This window comes from Nonomuraea turcica, assembly GCF_030718205.1.
Lineage (GTDB): Bacteria > Actinomycetota > Actinomycetes > Streptosporangiales > Streptosporangiaceae > Nonomuraea.
This window is the reverse complement of the sequence record NZ_JAUZQF010000015.1, coordinates 34,390-51,692: the sequence shown is the minus strand read 5'-3', so window position 1 is coordinate 51,692 and position 17,303 is coordinate 34,390. Positions and strand designations below refer to the sequence as shown.

16 protein-coding genes are annotated in these 17,303 nt (G+C 71.4%); 13 read left to right on the top strand and 3 right to left on the bottom strand.

From position 1 onward, the window contains the following. The first annotated feature begins 78 nt into the window (after positions 1 to 78). Together Q9G87_RS34295 and Q9G87_RS34290 are read left to right on the top strand one after the other, a co-directional pair. On the top strand, positions 79 to 375 hold the full coding sequence (locus Q9G87_RS34295; protein ID WP_305920704.1) for a luciferase domain-containing protein: 297 nt from the start codon (positions 79 to 81) through the stop codon (positions 373 to 375). 154 nt (positions 376 to 529) lie between these two features. Beyond that, positions 530 to 1,396, top strand: coding sequence for an NAD(P)-dependent oxidoreductase (locus Q9G87_RS34290; RefSeq protein WP_305920703.1), 867 nt, complete (start codon positions 530 to 532; stop codon positions 1,394 to 1,396). 15 nt (positions 1,397 to 1,411) lie between these two features. Here the strand turns inward: Q9G87_RS34290 and Q9G87_RS34285 are convergent, their stop codons facing one another. Further along, the gene (locus Q9G87_RS34285) at positions 1,412 to 2,053 is read right to left on the bottom strand and encodes a GntR family transcriptional regulator (protein WP_305920702.1); all 642 of its coding nucleotides are present in this window, start codon (positions 2,051 to 2,053) and stop codon (positions 1,412 to 1,414) included. A 248-nt stretch (positions 2,054 to 2,301) separates the two neighbouring features. Here Q9G87_RS34285 and Q9G87_RS34280 point away from each other — a divergent pair, with 248 nt between their 5' ends. The 5 genes from Q9G87_RS34280 to Q9G87_RS34260 are packed head-to-tail and all read left to right on the top strand — an operon-like array spanning position 2,302 to position 9,473. After that, positions 2,302 to 2,793, top strand: a complete 492-nt coding sequence (locus Q9G87_RS34280) for a hypothetical protein (RefSeq protein ID WP_305920701.1) — start codon at positions 2,302 to 2,304, stop codon at positions 2,791 to 2,793. A 40-nt stretch (positions 2,794 to 2,833) separates the two neighbouring features. Further along, positions 2,834 to 4,222 (top strand): hypothetical protein, encoded by a 1,389-nt coding sequence (locus Q9G87_RS34275; RefSeq protein WP_305920700.1) that lies wholly within the window; start codon positions 2,834 to 2,836, stop codon positions 4,220 to 4,222. Further along, on the top strand, positions 4,219 to 5,601 hold the full coding sequence (locus tag Q9G87_RS34270; protein ID WP_305920699.1) for a VWA domain-containing protein: 1,383 nt from the start codon (positions 4,219 to 4,221) through the stop codon (positions 5,599 to 5,601). The genes Q9G87_RS34275 and Q9G87_RS34270 overlap by 4 nt, the downstream gene beginning before the upstream one ends. Before the next feature lie 12 nt (positions 5,602 to 5,613). Continuing rightward, positions 5,614 to 6,729 (top strand): ATP-binding protein, encoded by a 1,116-nt coding sequence (locus Q9G87_RS34265; protein WP_305920698.1) that lies wholly within the window; start codon positions 5,614 to 5,616, stop codon positions 6,727 to 6,729. Next, positions 6,726 to 9,473, top strand: a complete 2,748-nt coding sequence (locus tag Q9G87_RS34260) for a DUF5682 family protein (protein WP_305920697.1) — start codon at positions 6,726 to 6,728, stop codon at positions 9,471 to 9,473. The genes Q9G87_RS34265 and Q9G87_RS34260 overlap by 4 nt, the downstream gene beginning before the upstream one ends. Before the next feature lie 88 nt (positions 9,474 to 9,561). Here Q9G87_RS34260 and Q9G87_RS34255 read toward each other — a convergent pair whose 3' ends face one another. Further along, a complete protein-coding gene (locus Q9G87_RS34255) occupies positions 9,562 to 9,957 on the bottom strand; it encodes a RidA family protein (protein WP_305920696.1) in 396 nt (131 codons plus the stop codon). Positions 9,958 to 10,164: 207 nt separating this feature from the next. Here Q9G87_RS34255 and Q9G87_RS34250 point away from each other — a divergent pair, with 207 nt between their 5' ends. From Q9G87_RS34250 to Q9G87_RS34240, 3 genes are read left to right on the top strand one after another with little or no spacing between them, the layout of a single operon-like run. Continuing rightward, complete coding sequence (locus Q9G87_RS34250; RefSeq protein WP_305920695.1) at positions 10,165 to 12,117, top strand: serine/threonine-protein kinase; 1,953 nt, start codon at positions 10,165 to 10,167, stop codon at positions 12,115 to 12,117. 44 nt (positions 12,118 to 12,161) lie between these two features. Next, the gene (locus Q9G87_RS34245; protein WP_305920694.1) at positions 12,162 to 12,842 is read left to right on the top strand and encodes a histidine phosphatase family protein; all 681 of its coding nucleotides are present in this window, start codon (positions 12,162 to 12,164) and stop codon (positions 12,840 to 12,842) included. A 2-nt stretch (positions 12,843 to 12,844) separates the two neighbouring features. Continuing rightward, positions 12,845 to 13,873: a Vgb family protein gene (locus tag Q9G87_RS34240; RefSeq protein ID WP_305920693.1), complete on the top strand. Its 1,029-nt coding sequence runs from the start codon at positions 12,845 to 12,847 to the stop codon at positions 13,871 to 13,873. Positions 13,874 to 13,881: 8 nt separating this feature from the next. On the opposite strand, the gene Q9G87_RS34235 is transcribed toward Q9G87_RS34240, so the two are convergent. Then, entirely contained in the window at positions 13,882 to 14,706 is an 825-nt protein-coding gene (locus Q9G87_RS34235; protein WP_305920692.1) for a polysaccharide deacetylase family protein, read from the bottom strand. Between the two features lie 141 nt (positions 14,707 to 14,847). Between Q9G87_RS34235 and Q9G87_RS34230 the strand changes: the two genes are divergently transcribed. The 3 genes from Q9G87_RS34230 (at position 14,848) to qcrB (ending at position 17,264) form a co-directional block, all read left to right on the top strand. Beyond that, positions 14,848 to 14,991 carry a hypothetical protein gene (locus Q9G87_RS34230; protein WP_305920691.1) on the top strand — a complete coding sequence of 48 codons (144 nt, stop codon included), beginning with the start codon at positions 14,848 to 14,850 and terminating at the stop codon, positions 14,989 to 14,991. 39 nt (positions 14,992 to 15,030) lie between these two features. Beyond that, the gene (locus tag Q9G87_RS34225) at positions 15,031 to 15,684 is read left to right on the top strand and encodes a hypothetical protein (protein ID WP_305920690.1); all 654 of its coding nucleotides are present in this window, start codon (positions 15,031 to 15,033) and stop codon (positions 15,682 to 15,684) included. Between the two features lie 68 nt (positions 15,685 to 15,752). Next, the gene (gene qcrB / locus Q9G87_RS34220; RefSeq protein WP_305920689.1) at positions 15,753 to 17,264 is read left to right on the top strand and encodes a cytochrome bc1 complex cytochrome b subunit; all 1,512 of its coding nucleotides are present in this window, start codon (positions 15,753 to 15,755) and stop codon (positions 17,262 to 17,264) included. The last annotated feature ends 39 nt before the right edge of the window (positions 17,265 to 17,303 follow it).

The window sequence follows — 17,303 nt, the reverse complement described above, 5'->3', positions numbered from 1 at the left end:
CGAAGGTCCGCCGTCCTTCAGCATGGAGATGTGGGAATTACCGTCAGGCGACGGGCAGCTGAACGGCGGGGACCCTATGTGGCCCGCGCCGTGGCCGAGTTACGCTCGTGGCCGGCGCTGGTGCTCAGTGACACCCGGCGGGGTGTGACGTTCGCCGTGCGCGGCACGGAGATCCTGCGGCTGACCGGCGCCGACGAGGTCCAGGTCCGTCTGACCGCCCCGGCGATCGACCGTCTGGAGCCCTACCTGCTGGACTGCGACCAGGTGCAGGCCTGCCGGGACCGGGCCTGGGTGGTTGTCCACGTGGACGCCGCCCCCGATCTGGAACTCCTGCTCGCGCTGGCCAGCGTCGCCATCAAGGAGCACGTGGCCTAGTCCTCGTCGCGCTTGCGGCGGCAAGGGCGGGCACCCCGATCGTCAACAGTTTCATGGCCAATCCGCTCTCGGCGCACAGGCGTGTCGACAACAGTGACGAGCATCGACAATATTGTCAACGATAAGGGGCCGGATTCGATCGGAGGGTGCGCGCATGGACGACGGATCCCAGGTGGCGCTGCTGGGTTACGGCGAGGTCGGGCGCGTCCTCGCCGACGGCCTTGGCCGGCAGGTGCGTCTGCACGTCTACGACCCTGCCTATCCGCCCGGTTCCGCGCATCCCAATGGTCCGGCTCTGCCGCCGGGGCGGCCGCGTCCGGAGGGCGCGGCCTCATCGCCGGGCCGCGTGCGGTTGGCCGGGAGCAATCCCGATGCCGTCCGCGGGGCCGATCTCGTGATCGCCGTGACGACCGGGGCCGACAGCGTGGCCGCCTGCGCCGAGTCGTGCCCGTACGTCAAGCCCGGGGCCGTCTACGCCGACCTGTCCACCAGCGCCCCAGGGGACAAACGGCGGATCGCCGAGCTGGTGGAGTCGGCGGGCGCGACGGCGGTGGACGGCGCGATCATGGCGCCCATCCCGCTCCGCGGGCTCGCCACCCCGATCCTGGCCAGCGGCCGTGACGCGGACCGGTTCGCCGCCTTCGCCAACGCCCACGGCATGGAGGTGGCACCGATCGGCGGCTCACCGGGCGATGCCGCCGCCCGCAAGCTGCTGCGCAGTGTGCTGGTGAAGGGGCTGAGCGCCCTCGTGATCGAGTCGCGGCGCGCCGCCGAGGCGGCAGGGCTGGGGGAGTGGTTCTGGGGCCACCTGCTGGAGACGGTCACGGACGCGGACGAGCAGTTCGTGATGCGTCTGCTGCGCGGCGCCGGGCAGCACAGTGTCCGCCGGGTGCACGAGATGCACGCCGCCACGCGGATGCTGGCCGAGCTCGGCGTGGACCACACGATGACCGCCGCCACCGCCGCCACGCTCGAACAGGTGGCGAGGTCCGGAATCCCGGACATCGGGGATGCTCCCTGAGCGGGGGACGGGTGGTCAGTCGGTGGTCGACTCCAATGCCTTGACGACGCTGCGCAGGTGCTGCTGCATGGCCGTCTGGGCGGCCTCGGGGTCTCGCGCCACGATGGCCGCCACGATCAGCTCGTGCTGCGGCAGTGACACCGAGGCCCGTCCGGCCTGGCGGGCCAGCCGGAACTGGTGCCGCACCACCTGCGCCCCCAGGCGTTCGATGATCGACGCCGACGTGCGGTGATCGGCGATCTCGCGGACCTTGGCGTGCAGGGCCGCGTTGAGCTCCGAATAACGGTCGAGCCTGTTCGCCTCCACGGCGGTGCGCATCTCCGTGACGATCTGCCGGAGGCGATCGGCCTGCTCGGGCGTGACCCGCTCGGCGGCCTTGGCGGCCGACAGGCCCTCCAGCACCATCCGGACCTCGGTGATCTCGATGGCTTCCGCTTTGGAGATCGCGCGGACGCGGGCGCCCTTGTGCCGGAGGATCTCGACCAGGCCCTCGCCGGCGAGCTCTTTGAACGTCTCCCGTACGGCGGCCCGGGTGGCGCCGAACTGCTCGCACACGTCCGCCTCGATCAGGCGTTGGTTGGGCACGAAGTCACCGCCGAGTATGACCGCTCTGATGCGGTCGGTCAGCGTCTCCTCCAGCCGGGACCCTGAGGTCACGGAATCCTCCTACCGCTCGAACCCATCATAGTCAACAATATTATCGACAATTGCTCGTAGGTGTGATGCTGCGGGGAGCGATGTCGGCCGTCGTATCAGGTCCCGTCGAGCTGCCGGCAGGTTTGATCATTTCTCCCCGTTCTGTCGGTGGGGTCGGGTAGGTTCCCGGATCAATTGATCAGCCGTTCGCGAAGGCGCGGGCACTCCCGCCTGCCCTGCGAGCGGCTGGGGCGGGAGGTTCTGAGGTCGTGGACGCGGACAGAACCGCGTGGGAGCAACGCAGCGTGGTACGGGTGGTGGCGCCCGTCGAGCCGCGCAAACTGGCGAAGGTGCCGTTCGTCGAGCTGGCCGACGGCCGTCTCCAGGGCGTCGTGTCGAGCGGATCCGACATCGAGCGGGTCTACGTCTCGTCGATCACCGCCGGCACCCATGCGCTGAGCTGTAGCACGAACAACAACCGGCCGTGCGGTGCGCTGCACGGCTACGCGTGCAAGCACATACGCATGCTGGCCGACGAGGCGGTCCTGCAGTACGGAATGGACCGGGTGGCCCGCTACCTGCGGGTCGAGGTGGCCGAGGACGGCGACCTGATAGGCAGCCTCAACAGGCTGGTCGAGCGCACGCCGGCGGCCGTGGTGTTCAGCCGGTTCCTGCGCCACCTGGCCTACCTGGAGGTGCCCGACAGCACCGAGCCGCTGGCCGAGCTGCATTGGTTCCCGGCGATGGGGGCGGTGCGCTGATGGCCGGCACACGTTTCACGGGCGCGGAGGTGGAGTGCTGATGCTCGACGTACAGCTTGGCGAGTTGCTCGGCGGCGCGCCGGCAGGAGCCGATGAGGCGCTCGAGTTGGTGGCGGGCTTCGACGACGCGCTCGTGCACGGGTTCGCGCGGATCGGGGAGGAGCCGGCCGCGGCGCTCGGCGCGCTGGCGGGTGCGCTGGCGGCCAGCCCGCTCGGCGACCGGATCGGCGAGTCCGTGGAGAAGGTGGTCGCGGGGTCGATCGGCGACGAGCGTCTGGCGGCGCTGGCTGGTGGGCGGGCCGCGTTGACGGGGGCGGTGCACGATGCCCTGCTCGGCCGCCTCGATGCGGCGCTCGGACGGACGCGGGCCTCCTGGGAGGCGGCTCCCGCGACCGGCGGCCACCAGGACAATCTGCTCGCCGGATGCCGGGTGTGGCTGCGCGAGCTGGCCATCGTCGGCTGGCGTGGTGTCGACCACGACGTCGTCTCCTCGTCGGACCAGGCGATCGAGGCGCTGCTCGCCGTGCCGGAGCTGCGCGGGCTGGCGGTGCTGCTCGACGGCTTGGCGGGGGAGCTGCGGGCCTCGTGCCCGGTGAGCACGATGGAGCGGGTGCCCGCGCGCAGATGGGCCGACCTGTGGATGCGTGCCCTGCTGCTGTCGCAGTCCGGCTCCTGGAACGGTGGCGCCGAGCAGGTGTCGGGGCGGCTGCTCATCCTGGGCGCCGACGTGCACGAGCACGCCACGGTCGTACGCGTCCAGGTCCACGCCATCCTCGAGCCGGCCGGAGGCGTGCCGGCCAGGCTCGTACGCACGAGCGTGGCGGCGGCGAAGGTCGACACGATCGTCGGCCCGGCCGTGTGGCGGCTGATGGGCGGCCACCCGGTGCTGCTGGGCGCGCTGGCCGAGCACCGCAGTCTGGAGATCACAGACCTGCCCCTGCTGGCCGGCGGCGACCTGGTGTGGCACGACGACCGGGCCCGCCCGGGCGAGGAGGCCGACCCGTTCGCGACCGCCCGCGTCCAGCTCGGCGCGGCCGTCGCCGCGCCGGTCCCGCCGCTCGACCGGCATCCCGTGCGCATCGCCGAGCCCGTGCTGATCGAGGGCTACACGGTCAAGGGAGAGACGCTGGAGCTTGGCGGAGGCAACACGATCACGCTCGACCTGGACCGGTTACCGTCGTCCACGCCGCTCACACCCGAGCTGGTGGCGGCGTCCTCCGCGTGCATCGGGCTGCTGCGCTGGGACGGCGGGCGGTGGCTGCTGCAGCCGCTCGCGGTGCAGGCCACGGTCAAGAAGAAGCCCGTCGCCGTGCACACCGGCGACTGGGCGATGGGCCCCACCGACCCCAAGGTGGTCAAGGCTGAGGCGAAGTCCGGCGACGCGGTCGCCGTGCTGCGCGAGCGGGCAGGGCGGCTGCTGCGCAAATGAGCGACCTCACAGACAACGAAACCGCCTACGAAGCCGACAACGAAGCCGACAACGAAGCCGCCTACGAAGCCGCCTACGAAGCCGACGCCGGGCAGAGCGCCGGCATGACACGGCGGCAGGTGCTCTACTGGCGGCTGCTGTCGCGGCTGTTCGTCCCCGACGAGCAGGCCGCACTGGAGACCGCCAGCGTCGCCATCGTCGACGATCTCGGACTGCCGCCCGCCTTGCTCGACCCGGGCGTCTCGGTCGACACCCTCGTGCAGCGCTTCCCCGAGCTGGGCGTCGAGCTGCAGGACCTGATGGTGGAGAAGGAGCACGAGGCGGGCGACGAGGTGCGCCGCGCCGCTCTGGTCTCCAAGCTGCTGCTCAACGTCTTCTCGACGGGCGGAGGCAACGTCACCGCGGCCCAGCTGGAGCGCTGGAAGCAGGACGCGGCCTGGTTCGAGAAGGGCATGGGCTGCGAGCCGGGCGGGCTGCGGCACAGCCCGGGCGACGAAGAGGTGGCCGCGGTCCTCGCCAACATCGAGGGCGACCTGGTCAAACGCATGCACCTGCGCGAAGTGCTCGCCGACCCGGCGCTGGCCAGGCAGCTGACGCCCAGCATGTCGCTCATCGAGCAGCTCCTGCACGACAAGCACAACCTGTCGGGCGTCGCGCTGGCCAACGCCAAGGCGCTGATCCGCAAGTTCGTGGACGAGGTCGCCGAGGTCCTGCGTACCCAGGTGGAGAAGACCAGCGTGGGCGTCATCGACCGGTCGGTGCCGCCGAAGCGGGTCTTCCGCAACCTCGACATCGAGCGCACCATCTGGAAAAACCTCACCAACTGGAGCCCCGAGGACCAGCGGCTCTACGTGGACCGGCTCTACTACAAGCAGACCGCCCGGCGCACCACCCCGGCCCGGCTCATCGTCGTCGTCGACCAGTCGGGGTCGATGGTGGACGCGATGGTCAACTGCACCATCCTGGCGTCGATCTTCGCGGGCCTGCCCAAGGTGGACGTGCACCTGATCGCGTACGACACCCGGGCGCTCGACCTGACCCCGTGGGTGCACGACCCGTTCGAAGTGCTGCTGCGCACCACGCTCGGCGGCGGCACCGACGGCACGGCGGCGATGGCGCTGGCCAGGCCGAAGATCTCCGATCCCCGTAACACCGTGATGGTGTGGATCTCCGACTTCTACGACAACAGGTCGCTGATCAACGACTTCGAGGCCGTGCACCGCTCGGGCGTGAAGTTCATCCCCGTCGGCTCGGTCAACAGCTCCGGCTACCAGAGCGTCGACTCGTGGTACCGCCAGAAACTCAAGGACCTGGGCACCCCGGTGATCTCGGGCCACATCCGCAAGCTCGTCTTCGAGCTCAAAAACTTCCTCACCTAGGAGAAACCTCGCATGAGTGACGATATGCTGCGCGCCCCCGCAGAGGTGAAGTACGCGGAGGAGCTCGACTGGCTGGAGTCGATCGACGACGGCCCCAAGCCCTTCACGTGGCGGCTGAGCCCTCGCATGATCCGGCTGTTCATCCTCGGCTCCGAGCGCTCCGACGGGCTCGACAGACAGATCCCGCAGAAGTGGTTCGGCGACCGCAGCTTCGTCGAGCGCGCCATCGTGACCCTGGCCTCCGACAGGGGCCTGCTGCTGATCGGCGACCCGGGCACCGGCAAGAGCTGGCTGGCCGAGCTGCTGTCCGCGGCCATCTGCCGCAACTCCACGCTCGTGGTGCAGGGCACCGCCGGCACCACCGAGGACCACATCAAATACTCGTGGAACGTGTCCATGGTCATCGCCAAGGGTCAGTCCCGCGACTCGATGATCCCCTCGCCGATCATGACGGCGATGGAGGGCGGCGTGATCGGCCGCTTCGAGGAGCTGACCCGCTCGACCAGCGACGTGCAGGACGCGCTGATCTCGATCCTGTCCGAGAAATACGTCTCCATCCCCGAGCTCGACGACGACAACATCGTCTTCGCCCAGCCCGGCTTCTCCATCATCGCCACCGCCAACAGCCGCGACCGGGGCGTCAACGACCTGTCGTCGGCGCTCAAGCGCCGCTTCAACTTCGTCCGCATCCCGGTGGTGACGAACAAGAAGAGCGAGGCGGAGATCGTCCGCTTCCGTACCGAAGAGCTGCTGCGCCGGCACCAGATCGAGCTGGACCTGCCGCCTACGCTGCTGGACATCCTGCTGCAGAGCTTCGCCGACCTGCGCTCCGCCGCCGCCTCGGCCACCAGCGACGACGAGAAGCTGGAGTCGGCGCTGTCCACGGCCGAGCAGATCGGCGTGCTCGAGGACGCGATCCTGCACAGCCACTTCTTCGGCGACCGCGTGCTGCGCGCGCAGACCCTCGCCGGCTCGCTGGTCGGGTCGCTGGCCCGGCGCAGCCCCGAGGACCTGGCGATCCTGAACAAGTACTGGCACGGCGTCGTCGAGCCCCGCAGTAAGAACGGCGGCGGGCCGTGGCAGGAGTTCCTCGAGGGCGGCCGCGAGGCGATCGCCACTCTGTCATGAGCACGTTCGACCCGCTGCGGGAGCAGCTCGCTCAGGCGGCGCGGGAGTTCGGCGGCGACACGGTGTCCGGCATCCTGTCGGGGATGGTGAACGACGTCGATCGGGCGTTGCGCGAGGAGCTGGAGATCTTCCCGGTCTGCCACCACTCGCCGGCCTCGGCCCTGGCGATGGTGCGGCGGCTGCGTGAGAAGCAGCCGAAGGTCATCTACCTGGAGTTGTGCGAGGACCTGCGGCCGCTGCTGACCGAGCTGCGCAACTGCCGGCTGCCGGTGGCGGTGCAGGCGTTCGCGACCGACCTCGACGGCTTCCCGAAGGCGTGGGCGCCGCTCAGCGTGGTGGCGCCCATCACGGAGGCGTCGGCCGAATACCAGGCCATCTCGTACGCGCTCGAGACGCCGGGCGTGGAGCTGGTCCTGGTGGACCGCTCGACCGACCACGTCTTCCAGTGGGCGCCCAAGGAGGAGGCGCAGAAGTCCCCCAAGGAGGAGGAAGCCGGCCTGCACGGCGACGCGGTCGGCGTCGAGATCGGCGACCTGCGCCCCCGCTTCGCCGAGCTGGAGGAGCACCTGCTGCACCACGGCAAGGTGCGGCACTGGTCGGAATGGTGGGACCAGTATGTCGAGCAGCCGCTGTCCGGCGCGGACTACGACACCTACCGCCAGGTGATGGTGCTGATCGGCAGCCTGTTCCGCCGCCTCAACCCCGACGGGCACCGGCTGAGCGTGGATGAGGACCGCGAGCGCTACATGTGGACCAGGATGCGCGAGCACCTGGCCGCATCCGGCGCCGACCCGGCCGACTGCCTGTACGTGTGCGGCGCCTTCCACGCCGCCAGCCACGTCGAGCAGTTCGGCCTGCGCTCCACCGCACCCTTCGAGATCACCCCGCGCACGAACACCAAGTGGCTCTACGGCCTCATCCCGTCCAGCCACTCGGCCATCGAGGCCCAGTTCGGCCTGGCTTCGGGCTCGGTGTCGATCGCGGCGGCGACGTGGGCCAAGGCGGTGACCCGCAGCGGCCTGACCCCGTTCCAACTGGCCGGGCAGAAGGGCACGCGCAAGCGTTCCGCCAAGCTGCCCCCGCCCAAGCCGGCGATCGTGGCGGCCGACAAGCTGACCGGGTTCCTGTCGCGGCCGCCCGCGCTCGACGAGCTGGACCAGTCCGAGCTGCTCGGCTGGTGCGTCGACATCGTCCGGCTGGCCCGCCGCAACGGCTACCTGGCCAGCACCGCCGACGCGATCGCCGTGTTCGAGACGTCGATCCTGCTCGCCGGCATCCGTAACCGGGCCAGGCCCACCCCGTACGACTTCCAGGACGCGGCCGTCACCTGCATCGAGAAGGACGTCGTGCCGGGCCGCAGGGACGTGCGCCGGCTGTGCGAGATCCTGCTCGGCGGCGACCGCGTCGGCGAGGTCGGCTACGACGCCCTGCCGCCGCTGGCCAGGAACGTCTACGACCGGCTCGAACCGCTCGGCCTGGACCTGACGAAACGGACGATCCAGCGGGCCCTGCTCGACCTCAACGCCGAGCCCGAGCTGGTGCCCTGCTCCGACCTGCTGTGGATGCTGCGCTACCTGCTGCCGCACGACGCGGTGCGGCCCATCATGGGGGAGCGGAGGCTGGGGGAGCGGTCGATCCAGGAGAGCTGGGACCTGTCCTTCGGCAAGCACCAGCGCTCCATCATCGAGCTCGGCTACGAGGGCGTCACCATCGAGCAGGTGATGGAGCAGCGGCTGCGGCGCAAGGTCTGGGACCCCAAGGCGACCGCGGCCGACGCGCTCGCCGCGGTCGAGGACGCCATGCTCTACCTGGGCAGCAAGCGCTTCGCCGACGAGCTCGGGGCGCGGGCCGTGGAGCTGCTGGCGAGCGAGCGGAGCGTGGACGACGCGCCCGAGGTGCTGCGCAGGATCCGGCGGCTGATGGCCTACTACCGGGCCAACGAGCCGGAGCTGCCGGCCTGGTGCGAGGAGTTCGCCACCGCCGGCTACGCGCATTACTGCACCCTGTTGCCCACGGCCTTCGTGGACGACGACACCGGGGTGCGGCAGGTGGCCGCCATGCTGGGGTTCCTGTTCTCGATGGAGAGCCTGGCGCTGGCGCTCGGCTGCGACCGGGCGCAGCTGGAGCTGGCCGTGCAGCAGTCGCATCCCGAGGCGCCGGCCAAGGTGGCGGTGTTGTGGGCCGCGCGGACCCAGCTCGGGCTGCTGACCCAGGCAGAGCTGCGCAGGCGGTGCGACGAGCTGCTGGCCAATCCGCTGGTGGTGCCGTCGTTCCCGCAGTACATCATGGGGTTCGTGCAGGCCATCGAGCCGGTGCCGGCGCTGTCGGGGTTCGTGGTCGAGGTGATCTCCAAGGCATTCGGGCGGCTGCCGGACAACGTGTTGCTGCCGTGGTTGCCCCGGCTGATCACCACGTTGCGGGATCAGGCGGGTGAGCTGATGCCGGCGCTCGTCCGCGAGGCCGGGCGGACCTTCCCCGGCAGCCTGGCCGCCGTGGACGCCTGGACGCCGCCGTGGTCGGCGCGGCCCGCACCGCCCACGGCGGCCTCCGCGCCGCTGGCGTCGGGGCCGGTGGCCGAGCTGCTCCTGGGGCATCCGGCGGCCTGCGACGCCGTGGCGGCGCTACTGGGCTGCGAGGGCGAATGGCGGGCGCCCGCGGCCGCCGGGGCCGAGCACCGGGAGGCCCGCGCGCTGCTGGCCGAGCACCCGGAGCCCGCGCTGGCGGTGGCGGCCCTGCTGGCCTGACACCGAACCGGCCGTCGCGGGCACCTCGCCGGATGCCCGCGACGGCCGGTCGGCGGCAGCCGGGCGATGCGCAACGTGAGTGCCAGGACTACTCCGGCGAGGTGATCAGCGCGACCGCCTCGACCTCGACCAGCTGGTCCGGGTAGCCGAGGACGGTGACGCCGAGCAGTGTGCTGGGCACGTCGTGGGCGCCCATGTGGTCGCGGTAGACCTTCCACGCCTCGGCCAGGTCTTCCCGCCGGGACGAGGCCACGTACACGGTGGTCTTGACGACGTCGGTCAACGCGGCGCCGGCGCTGCCGAGCGCCGTGACGAGGTTGCGCATCACCTGGTGGGTCTGCCCGGCGACGTCCCCTACGGCGACGGTCGTGCCGTCGGCGTCCAGCGGGCAGGCGCCGGCCGCCCAGATGGCTCGCACCGGCACGTCGGCGACGGCCGCGTAGGCGTATTCAACGGTCTGCGCGAGGTCGGAGCTGCGGATCAAACGAACACCAGGCGTCACGAAAACCCCTCAGTACACAAAGCTGGATGGCTATCTGAATAATCGGATAACGGAAAATGTCTTTCCGGTGACACTCGGCGGAAAGCGAGGCCGGTGCCCGATTATGTCCCCTCTTCGGGTAATCCAGCTAACCCTTTTCGATCGTAGTATCCGGTGCTGAGGTCCCTGCTGACACGAAGAAGGTGGGCATTGTCGCGTCCCCCGCCCGACCTTGGGCAGATCTCCGGCTACCGGCTCACCGGGTCTCTCGGTGACGGCGGCCAGGGCACGGTGTATCGCGGCCTGAGCCCGGACGGCGACGAGGTCGCGATCAAGGTGCTGCACGCCCGGATGTCGGAGGACGCCGAGGAGCGCCGCCGATTCTTCCGGCAGGTGGAGCTCGCGCGCCGGGTGGCGCCGTTCTGCACCGCCAGGGTCCTCGACATGGGAATGCATGACGACCGGCCGTACATCGTGAGTGAATACGTGCGCGGCGAGTCCCTCGACCGCGTGGTCAGGCAGGAGGGCCCGCGCACCGGCGGCGGGCTGGATCGGCTGGCGGTCGCGACCGCGACCGCGCTGGCCGCGATCCACCGCGCCGGGGTCGTGCACCGCGACTTCAAGCCCGCCAACGTCATCCTCGGCCCCGAGGGCCCGGTGGTGATCGACTTCGGCATCTCACGGGCCCTCGAGCACGCCGTCACCCAGTCCGGGGCGTTCGGCACACCCGGATACATGGCGCCCGAGCAGGTCAGCTCCGACCAGATCGGGCCGGCCGCCGACGTCTTCAGCTGGGCCGCCACGATGGTGTACGCGGCCACGGGCCGCAGGCCGTTCGCGGGCGCGTCGGTCCCGGCCGTGCTGCACGCGCTGCTGTACGAGGAGCCGGACCTGACCGGCGTGCCGGAATCGTTGCTGCCGCTGGTGACCGCCTGCCTGAACAAGGACCCCGGACGCCGGCTCACGGCCGAGGACCTGGTCCGCGCCCTGACCGGCGGCGACACCCTCCCGACCGCCGAGATCACCGAGTCTGTGACCCCGCCCTCGCCTGCGACGTCGCGGGCGCGGCGGGTGCCCAGGAGCGCGCTCGCGGCCGTCGCCGCGGCGCTCGCGGCCGTGGTGGTGGCGGTGGTGATGTGGCCGGAGCCGCGGGTCACCCGCGATCCCGGACCCGTACGCACGACCGCCCAGGGCACCCCGTTCGGCAAGGAGCTCGGCAAGCCGCTGGCCGGCCACACCAACGATGTGCGGGCGGTGGCCGTCGGCACGCTCGGCGGCGTCCCCGTCGCGCTGACGGGCTCCGACGACGAGACCGCCCGCGTCTGGAACCTGCGTACCTCGCAGGAGGCCGGCCGGCCCCTCGCCGGGCACACGGAATGGGTCAGAGGAGCCACGCTCGACCAGCTCGACGCCGTGCCGGTCGCGGTCACCGCGAGCGACGACGACACCGCCCGCGTCTGGGACCTCACCACGGGCACGTCCCGCACGCTGACCGGGCACGAAGGCGACGTCAAGTCGGTGGCGACCGGCCGGATCGGCGGCACGCACGTCGCCGTCACCGCCTCCGCCGACGGCACCGCCCGCGTCTGGGACCTGCGGACGGGCAAGCAACTCGGCGCGCCGCTCGCCGGTCACAAGGGCGCGGTGTGGGCGGTGGCCGTCGGCCAGGTCGGCGGCGCGCCCATCGCGGTGACCGCAGGCGACGACGCGACCGTGCGGGTGTGGGACCTGAACTCCAGGAAGCAGCTCGGCGCGCCGATGACCGGGCATTCCGGGTGGGTGCGGTCGGTGGCGATCGGCAACCTGGCCGGCACGCCGGTCGCGGTCACCGGCGGCGAGGACATGACGGTGCGGGTGTGGGACCTGGGCGCCAGGAAGGAGCTCGGCGCGCCGATGACCGGGCACACCGGCTGGGTCTGGTCGGTCGCGATCAGCAACCTGGACGGCACGCCCGTGGCCGTGACCGGCGGCGAGGACGCGACCGTGCGAGTGTGGGACCTGGGCACCAGAAAGCCGCTCGGCACGCCGTTCACCGGGCACGCCGACAGCGTCTGGTCGGTGGCGGTCGGCCTGCTCGACGGCCGGCCGATCGCCGTCAGCGGCAGCAGGGACCAGACGGCCCGGGCCTGGAGCCTCGGCCCGCCGTACCCCGCGGGAGGCTGACACTTTTACGCGGCTTTGCGGTCGGCAGGCGTAGCGTCGTGGGCGTGAGGTCCAGCCTGGCGCTGCTTGCCGCCTGCGCCTGCCTCCTGGCCGGTTGCGGCGGGCCGGTCCCCCTGCCCGCCGCACCATCACCGGCACCCGCCGCGTCGTCATCCGTCCTCGCGACGTCGCCCGAGTCCGGCGCGACGGCGGACGGTGGGCCGGCCACGGCGGACGCCGGGCTGGCCGGGCGGTTGCGGCGCGGTGGCTATGTCCTCTACATCCGCCACACGGCGACCGAAGCCACCCAGGACGACCCCAACCCAGACCTTTCCGACCCCTCCACGCAGCGCAACCTCTCCGCGGAGGGCAGAGCGCAGGCACGGGAGATCGGCCAGGCCGTCAGGCGGCTGCGCATCCCCATCGGCGAGGTGCTCGCCAGCCCCTACCGGCGCACCCGTGAGACCGCCGAGCTCGCGTTCGGCAAGGCGCAGGACAGCCGTGACCTCATCAACGAGATCTACCCGGGCACCGACGACGACGCGCTGGCCGCGGCCCTTCGCCGGCTGCTGTCCGGCCGCCCCGCCCAGGGCGTCAACACCGTGCTGGTCTCGCACGGCTTCAATCTGTTCAGCGCCACGGGCCTGTCCTCGGCTGAGGGTGAGACGTTCGTCTTCGCCCCCAGCGGCGGGACCGAGCCGGTGGCCAGGATCGGCGTCGACGATTGGCGATCACTGAAGGAGTAGCCGTGACCCGCTTGGCAAGCGTACTGACGCGAAGCGCACCGCTGGCGGTGTTGCTCGTGCTCGCCGCCTGCACCGCCGCACCCACCGCCCCTCCTGCTCAGACGGCCGCCCCCGCGCAGACCGGTGCGGCCGCCGGGCCGGCCGTGCAGCGGTTCGAGGTGCCGAGCGGAGCCGGGCCGCACGACGTGGCCCCCGCCGCCGACGGCGGTGTGTGGTTCACCGCGCAGAGCGCGGGCTACCTCGGCCACCTCGACCCCAGGACGGGCAAGGTGACCCAGGTGCCGCTGGGCGATGGCTCCAGACCGCACGGCGTGATCACCGGGCCGGGCGGGCACGCCTGGGTGACCGACAGCGGGCTCAACGCGATCGTCCGGGTGGACGCGGACAACCGCCAGGTACGCACCTACCCGCTGCCCGGAGACCGCGCGGGCGCCGACCTTAACACGGCGGCGTTCGACGCCGCGGGCGTGCTCTGGTTCACCGGCCAGAGCGGCGTCTACGGCCGGCTGGCACCGGACACGGGAAAGATCGACGTGTACGACGCCCCGCGCGGCCCCGGACCGTACGGGATCACCGCCACGCCCGATGGCGCCGTCTACTACGCCTCGCTGGCTGGCAGCCACATCGCCAGGATCGCGCCGGACACCGGCCGCGCCACCGTGCTCGAACCTCCGACCGCCGGCCAGGGCGCCCGCCGCGTCTGGGCCGACAGCACCGGCCGCGTGTGGGTCAGCGAGTGGAACGGCGGCCGCCTCGGCCGCTACGACCCCGCCTCGGACGCGTGGAAGGAATGGCGGCTCCCCGGGGACGCCCCGCAGCCGTACGCCGTCTACGTCGACTCCGCCGACATCGTCTGGATCAGCGACTTCGGCAGCGACCGGCTGATCAGCTTCGACCCCGCCACCGAGCACTTCACTCCCGCGAACGGCGAGGCCGCGGCGGTGCGCCAGATCCACGGCCGCCCCGGCGAGGTGTGGGGCGCGGCGTCCGGCCAGGACGCGCTGCTCCTCGTCCGGACGGCCTCCGGATGAGCGGGAGCTCAGAGCAGGCTGGAGGCGCCGCTGTAGGCCACGGGCGGCGGGTTGCCGCCGAATAACTGGCTGACGGTGACGAACGTGTAGCCGCGCGCGGACAGAGTCTTCAGAATCCCCGGCATGGCCCGCACCGTCGTGGGGTGGATGTCGTGGAAGAGCACGATGCTGCCGGGGCGCACCGCCTTGAGTGCCTTCTTGGTGACCCTGGCGCTGTCACGGTGCAGCCAGTCCAGGGTGTCCACGCTCCACATCACCATCGGTCGTGTGCTCTGCATGCGCACGGAGGCGTTGAGCGCCCCGTACGGCGGACGGATGAGGCGCGGCACGAGCCCCGTCGCCGCCTTGATCGCCTGGTCGGTACGGGCGAACTCGGCGCGGACCGCAGCAGCCGGCAGCCGGGTCAGGTTGGCGTGCGACCAGGTGTGGCCGCCGATCTCGTGACCCGCCGCGACGGTGCGGCGCAGGATGGCGGGGTAGGCGGTGACGTTCTGCCCCACGACGAAGAATGTGGCCCGCGCGCGGTGGGCCTTCAGCCGGCGCAGCAGCGCGTCGGTGTACGGACCGGGTCCGTCGTCGAAGGTGAGTGCCACGCACTTGACGCGGCGGCAGTCGACCGGGCGGCCCCGCACGTCCCGCGCCGCGGCGAGCAGCGGCCGCATCAGCGCCTGCGACGCCTTCGACCAGGTCCCGGCCAGATCCGTGCCCGTAGGTAACGCGGTGACGCCGCCGTCCTTGACACCTGGCCGCACCGCCGCTTGGACCGTTCCAGTGCCGGCCGTCAGCTGGCCGGTGACGCAGGCCGCCGTGGTCAGGACGGCCGTGGCGAGCATCCTCGCCACCCCCCGTCTCGCCCCAGACCGTGCCGCCCGGCGCAATCCAGCATCGATGTTCATTGATCCCCCTTGAGCACCGCCCCCGGTGCGACTCCCCTGACACCCCCGGTGGTCCCGGCTTTCACCGGGACCACCCATATGTGTTCGACAACCGTCGTGTGCACCTGGTTCGCGGGAGACCGCTTTCCGGATGAAAACGATCTCCGGCTCGTCGTCACGGACACCGGCGGGGTGCTGCCCAGCTACCTCGGCCCGCCGGAGAGCCGGCGCACCGGCGCGTGAGCTTGATCCGGCGTTCCCGGGCCGAGGATCATGCGGTGAATGGATTACTACCTGATCTCCACCTCGGCACGGGACCGGTCACCGGCGGGAGTCCTGGTGGAGGAGTTCGTGCTCTGCGAGGACTTCACCGCGGTCGGCATCGACAGCGCCGAATGGGGATCGGAGACCGGTGAGTGGCTGGCGGCCCCGGAGGTGAGCCGCCTCATCCGGTCCGACGGCGCCCTGCGCGCGCGGGTCGTGCCGGTGGGCCGGCGGCGCGCCCGGGACGCCTACGCCCACCTCGGCGGCGGCGAGTTTCCCGAGGAGGATCGGCTGCGCGAGTTCTTCCACCGCCGTCAGCGGCTGCCGGCCTCCGCGCCGCTCCACCTGGGCACCGGGCCGGCCAAGGCACGGCGTTACCGCATCCTGTTCGCCGGCGAGCTGGGCGCGGACGGGCTGGCGAAGGCGCAGGCGGCGCTGCGGCTGGAGCCGACCGGCGATCCGCGCGTGGTCGGCAAGGCGTCGGGCAGCGCCGGCGGCCATGGGTTCAGCTGGGAGCTGCGCCGCATCGGGGCCGGCATCGCGTGGTGCGTGGACGTGACCGTACGGCTCGGCGCCGGGCCGCTCGCCATGCTCGGCGCGCTGCTGCACCACCACCGGGAGGCCATCCGCGAGCAGGGGCTGATCCCGGTCACGGTCGAACGTTTCGCCTGAGTGTCACATTTCGCCGCCCGGGAGCGTCATGGAGGTGAACGGATAAACCGACCTGACGTGGGGTGGCGATGAAGGGCAGCTCACTGGCCAAGGCGCTCGACGACCGGATCGGCGGGGCCGCCTTCATGAAGAAGGCGATGCGCAAGGTCTTCCCCGATCACTGGACGTACTTACTCGGGGAGATCGCGCTGTACTCCTTCGTGGTCGTCCTGCTCACCGGCGTGTACCTCACGTTCTTCTTCAAACCGGCGATGCATGAGGTGGTCTACAACGGCGCCTACGTGCCGCTGCGCGGGGTGCGGATGAGCGAGGCGTACGCTTCCACGCTGGAGATCAGCTTCGAGGTGCGCGGTGGCCTGCTGATGCGGCAGATGCATCACTGGGCCACGCTCGTCTTCCTCGCCGCCATCGTCGCCCACCTGCTGCGCAACTTCTTCACCGGCGCGTTCCGCAAGCCCCGGGACCTCAACTGGCTGATCGGCGTGCTGCTGTTCGTGCTGGTGATGTTCAACGGGCTGTTCGGGTATTCGCTGCCCGACGACCTGCTGTCCGGCGCGGGGCTGCGTATCCTGCACGGCGTCACGCTGTCGGTGCCGCTGGTGGGGACGTATCTGGCGGCGTTCCTGTTCGGCGGCGAGTTCCCCGGCGACGACATCATCGCCCGGCTCTACAGCATCCACGTGCTGCTGATCCCCGGGCTGCTGCTCCTGCTCATCCCGCTGCACGCGGTGGTGCTGACCTGGCGGCAGACGCACACCCAGTTCCGCGCCAAGGGGCTGAGCGACCGCGTGGTGCGGGGCGCGCCGTTCTTCCCGGCGTTCCTGGCCAAGACGACGGTGTACTTCCTGTGGGTGCTCGGGGTGGTCGCGCTGCTGGCCACCGTGTTCCAGGTCAACCCGGTCTGGCTGTACGGCCCGTACGTGCCGAGCACGGTCAGCGCGGGCTCGCAGCCGGACTGGTACATGGGCTTCCTGGAGGGCGCGCTGCGGATCATGCCACCGTGGGAGTTCACCCTCTTCGGCTCCACGGTGACCATGAGCGTGCTGATCCCCGCGCTGGGCGCGCCGGGGCTGCTGTTCACCGCGCTGGCCGTGTACCCGTTCGCCGAGCGGTGGATCACCCGCGACCACGCCATCCACCACCTGCTGGACCGGCCGCGTGACGTGCCGAACCGGGTCGGCATCGGCATCGCCGGGGTCGTCTATTACGGCGTGTTGTGGATGGCCGGCGGCAACGACCTGATCGCCTCGACCTTCCACATCTCGCTCAACGCGACGACGTGGATCTTCCGTGTCGCGGTCGTCGTCGGGCCGGTGCTGGGCTTCATCGTCGCCCGGCGCATCGCCCTGGGGCTGCAGGACCGCGACCGGCACACCGCCGCCCACGGCGTGGAGACCGGGGTGATCGTACGCGGCCCGGAGGGCGGGTTCACCGAGGTCGAGCGGCCGGTCACCGAAGAGGAGACCGCGGTGCTCGTGCCGCCGGCGCCGCCGGCCCTGCCGCCCGCGCCGGACGGCGGCGTCCCCGCCCCGGTCGGACGCCGCATCCGCGACGCCGCGCAACGCTCGTGGACGCGGTGAGCTCGGGCGCCTGTTCCGGCACGTGGACGCGGTGAGCTC

What these genes read in the sequence shown, in the direction of transcription:
- Q9G87_RS34290 (WP_305920703.1), top strand. Translation starts at nt 530, where the DNA reads ATGGACGACGGATCCCAGGTGGCGCTGCTGGGTTACGGCGAGGTCGGG.
- Q9G87_RS34275 (WP_305920700.1), top strand. Translation starts at nt 2,834, where the DNA reads ATGCTCGACGTACAGCTTGGCGAGTTGCTCGGCGGCGCGCCGGCAGGA.
- Q9G87_RS34270 (WP_305920699.1), top strand. Translation starts at nt 4,219, where the DNA reads ATGAGCGACCTCACAGACAACGAAACCGCCTACGAAGCCGACAACGAA.
- Q9G87_RS34265 (WP_305920698.1), top strand. Translation starts at nt 5,614, where the DNA reads ATGAGTGACGATATGCTGCGCGCCCCCGCAGAGGTGAAGTACGCGGAG.
- Q9G87_RS34260 (WP_305920697.1), top strand. Translation starts at nt 6,726, where the DNA reads ATGAGCACGTTCGACCCGCTGCGGGAGCAGCTCGCTCAGGCGGCGCGG.
- Q9G87_RS34235 (WP_305920692.1), bottom strand. Translation starts at nt 14,706, where the DNA reads ATGCTCGCCACGGCCGTCCTGACCACGGCGGCCTGCGTCACCGGCCAG.
- Q9G87_RS34230 (WP_305920691.1), top strand. Translation starts at nt 14,848, where the DNA reads ATGTGTTCGACAACCGTCGTGTGCACCTGGTTCGCGGGAGACCGCTTT.
- Q9G87_RS34225 (WP_305920690.1), top strand. Translation starts at nt 15,031, where the DNA reads ATGGATTACTACCTGATCTCCACCTCGGCACGGGACCGGTCACCGGCG.
- qcrB (WP_305920689.1), top strand. Translation starts at nt 15,753, where the DNA reads ATGAAGGGCAGCTCACTGGCCAAGGCGCTCGACGACCGGATCGGCGGG.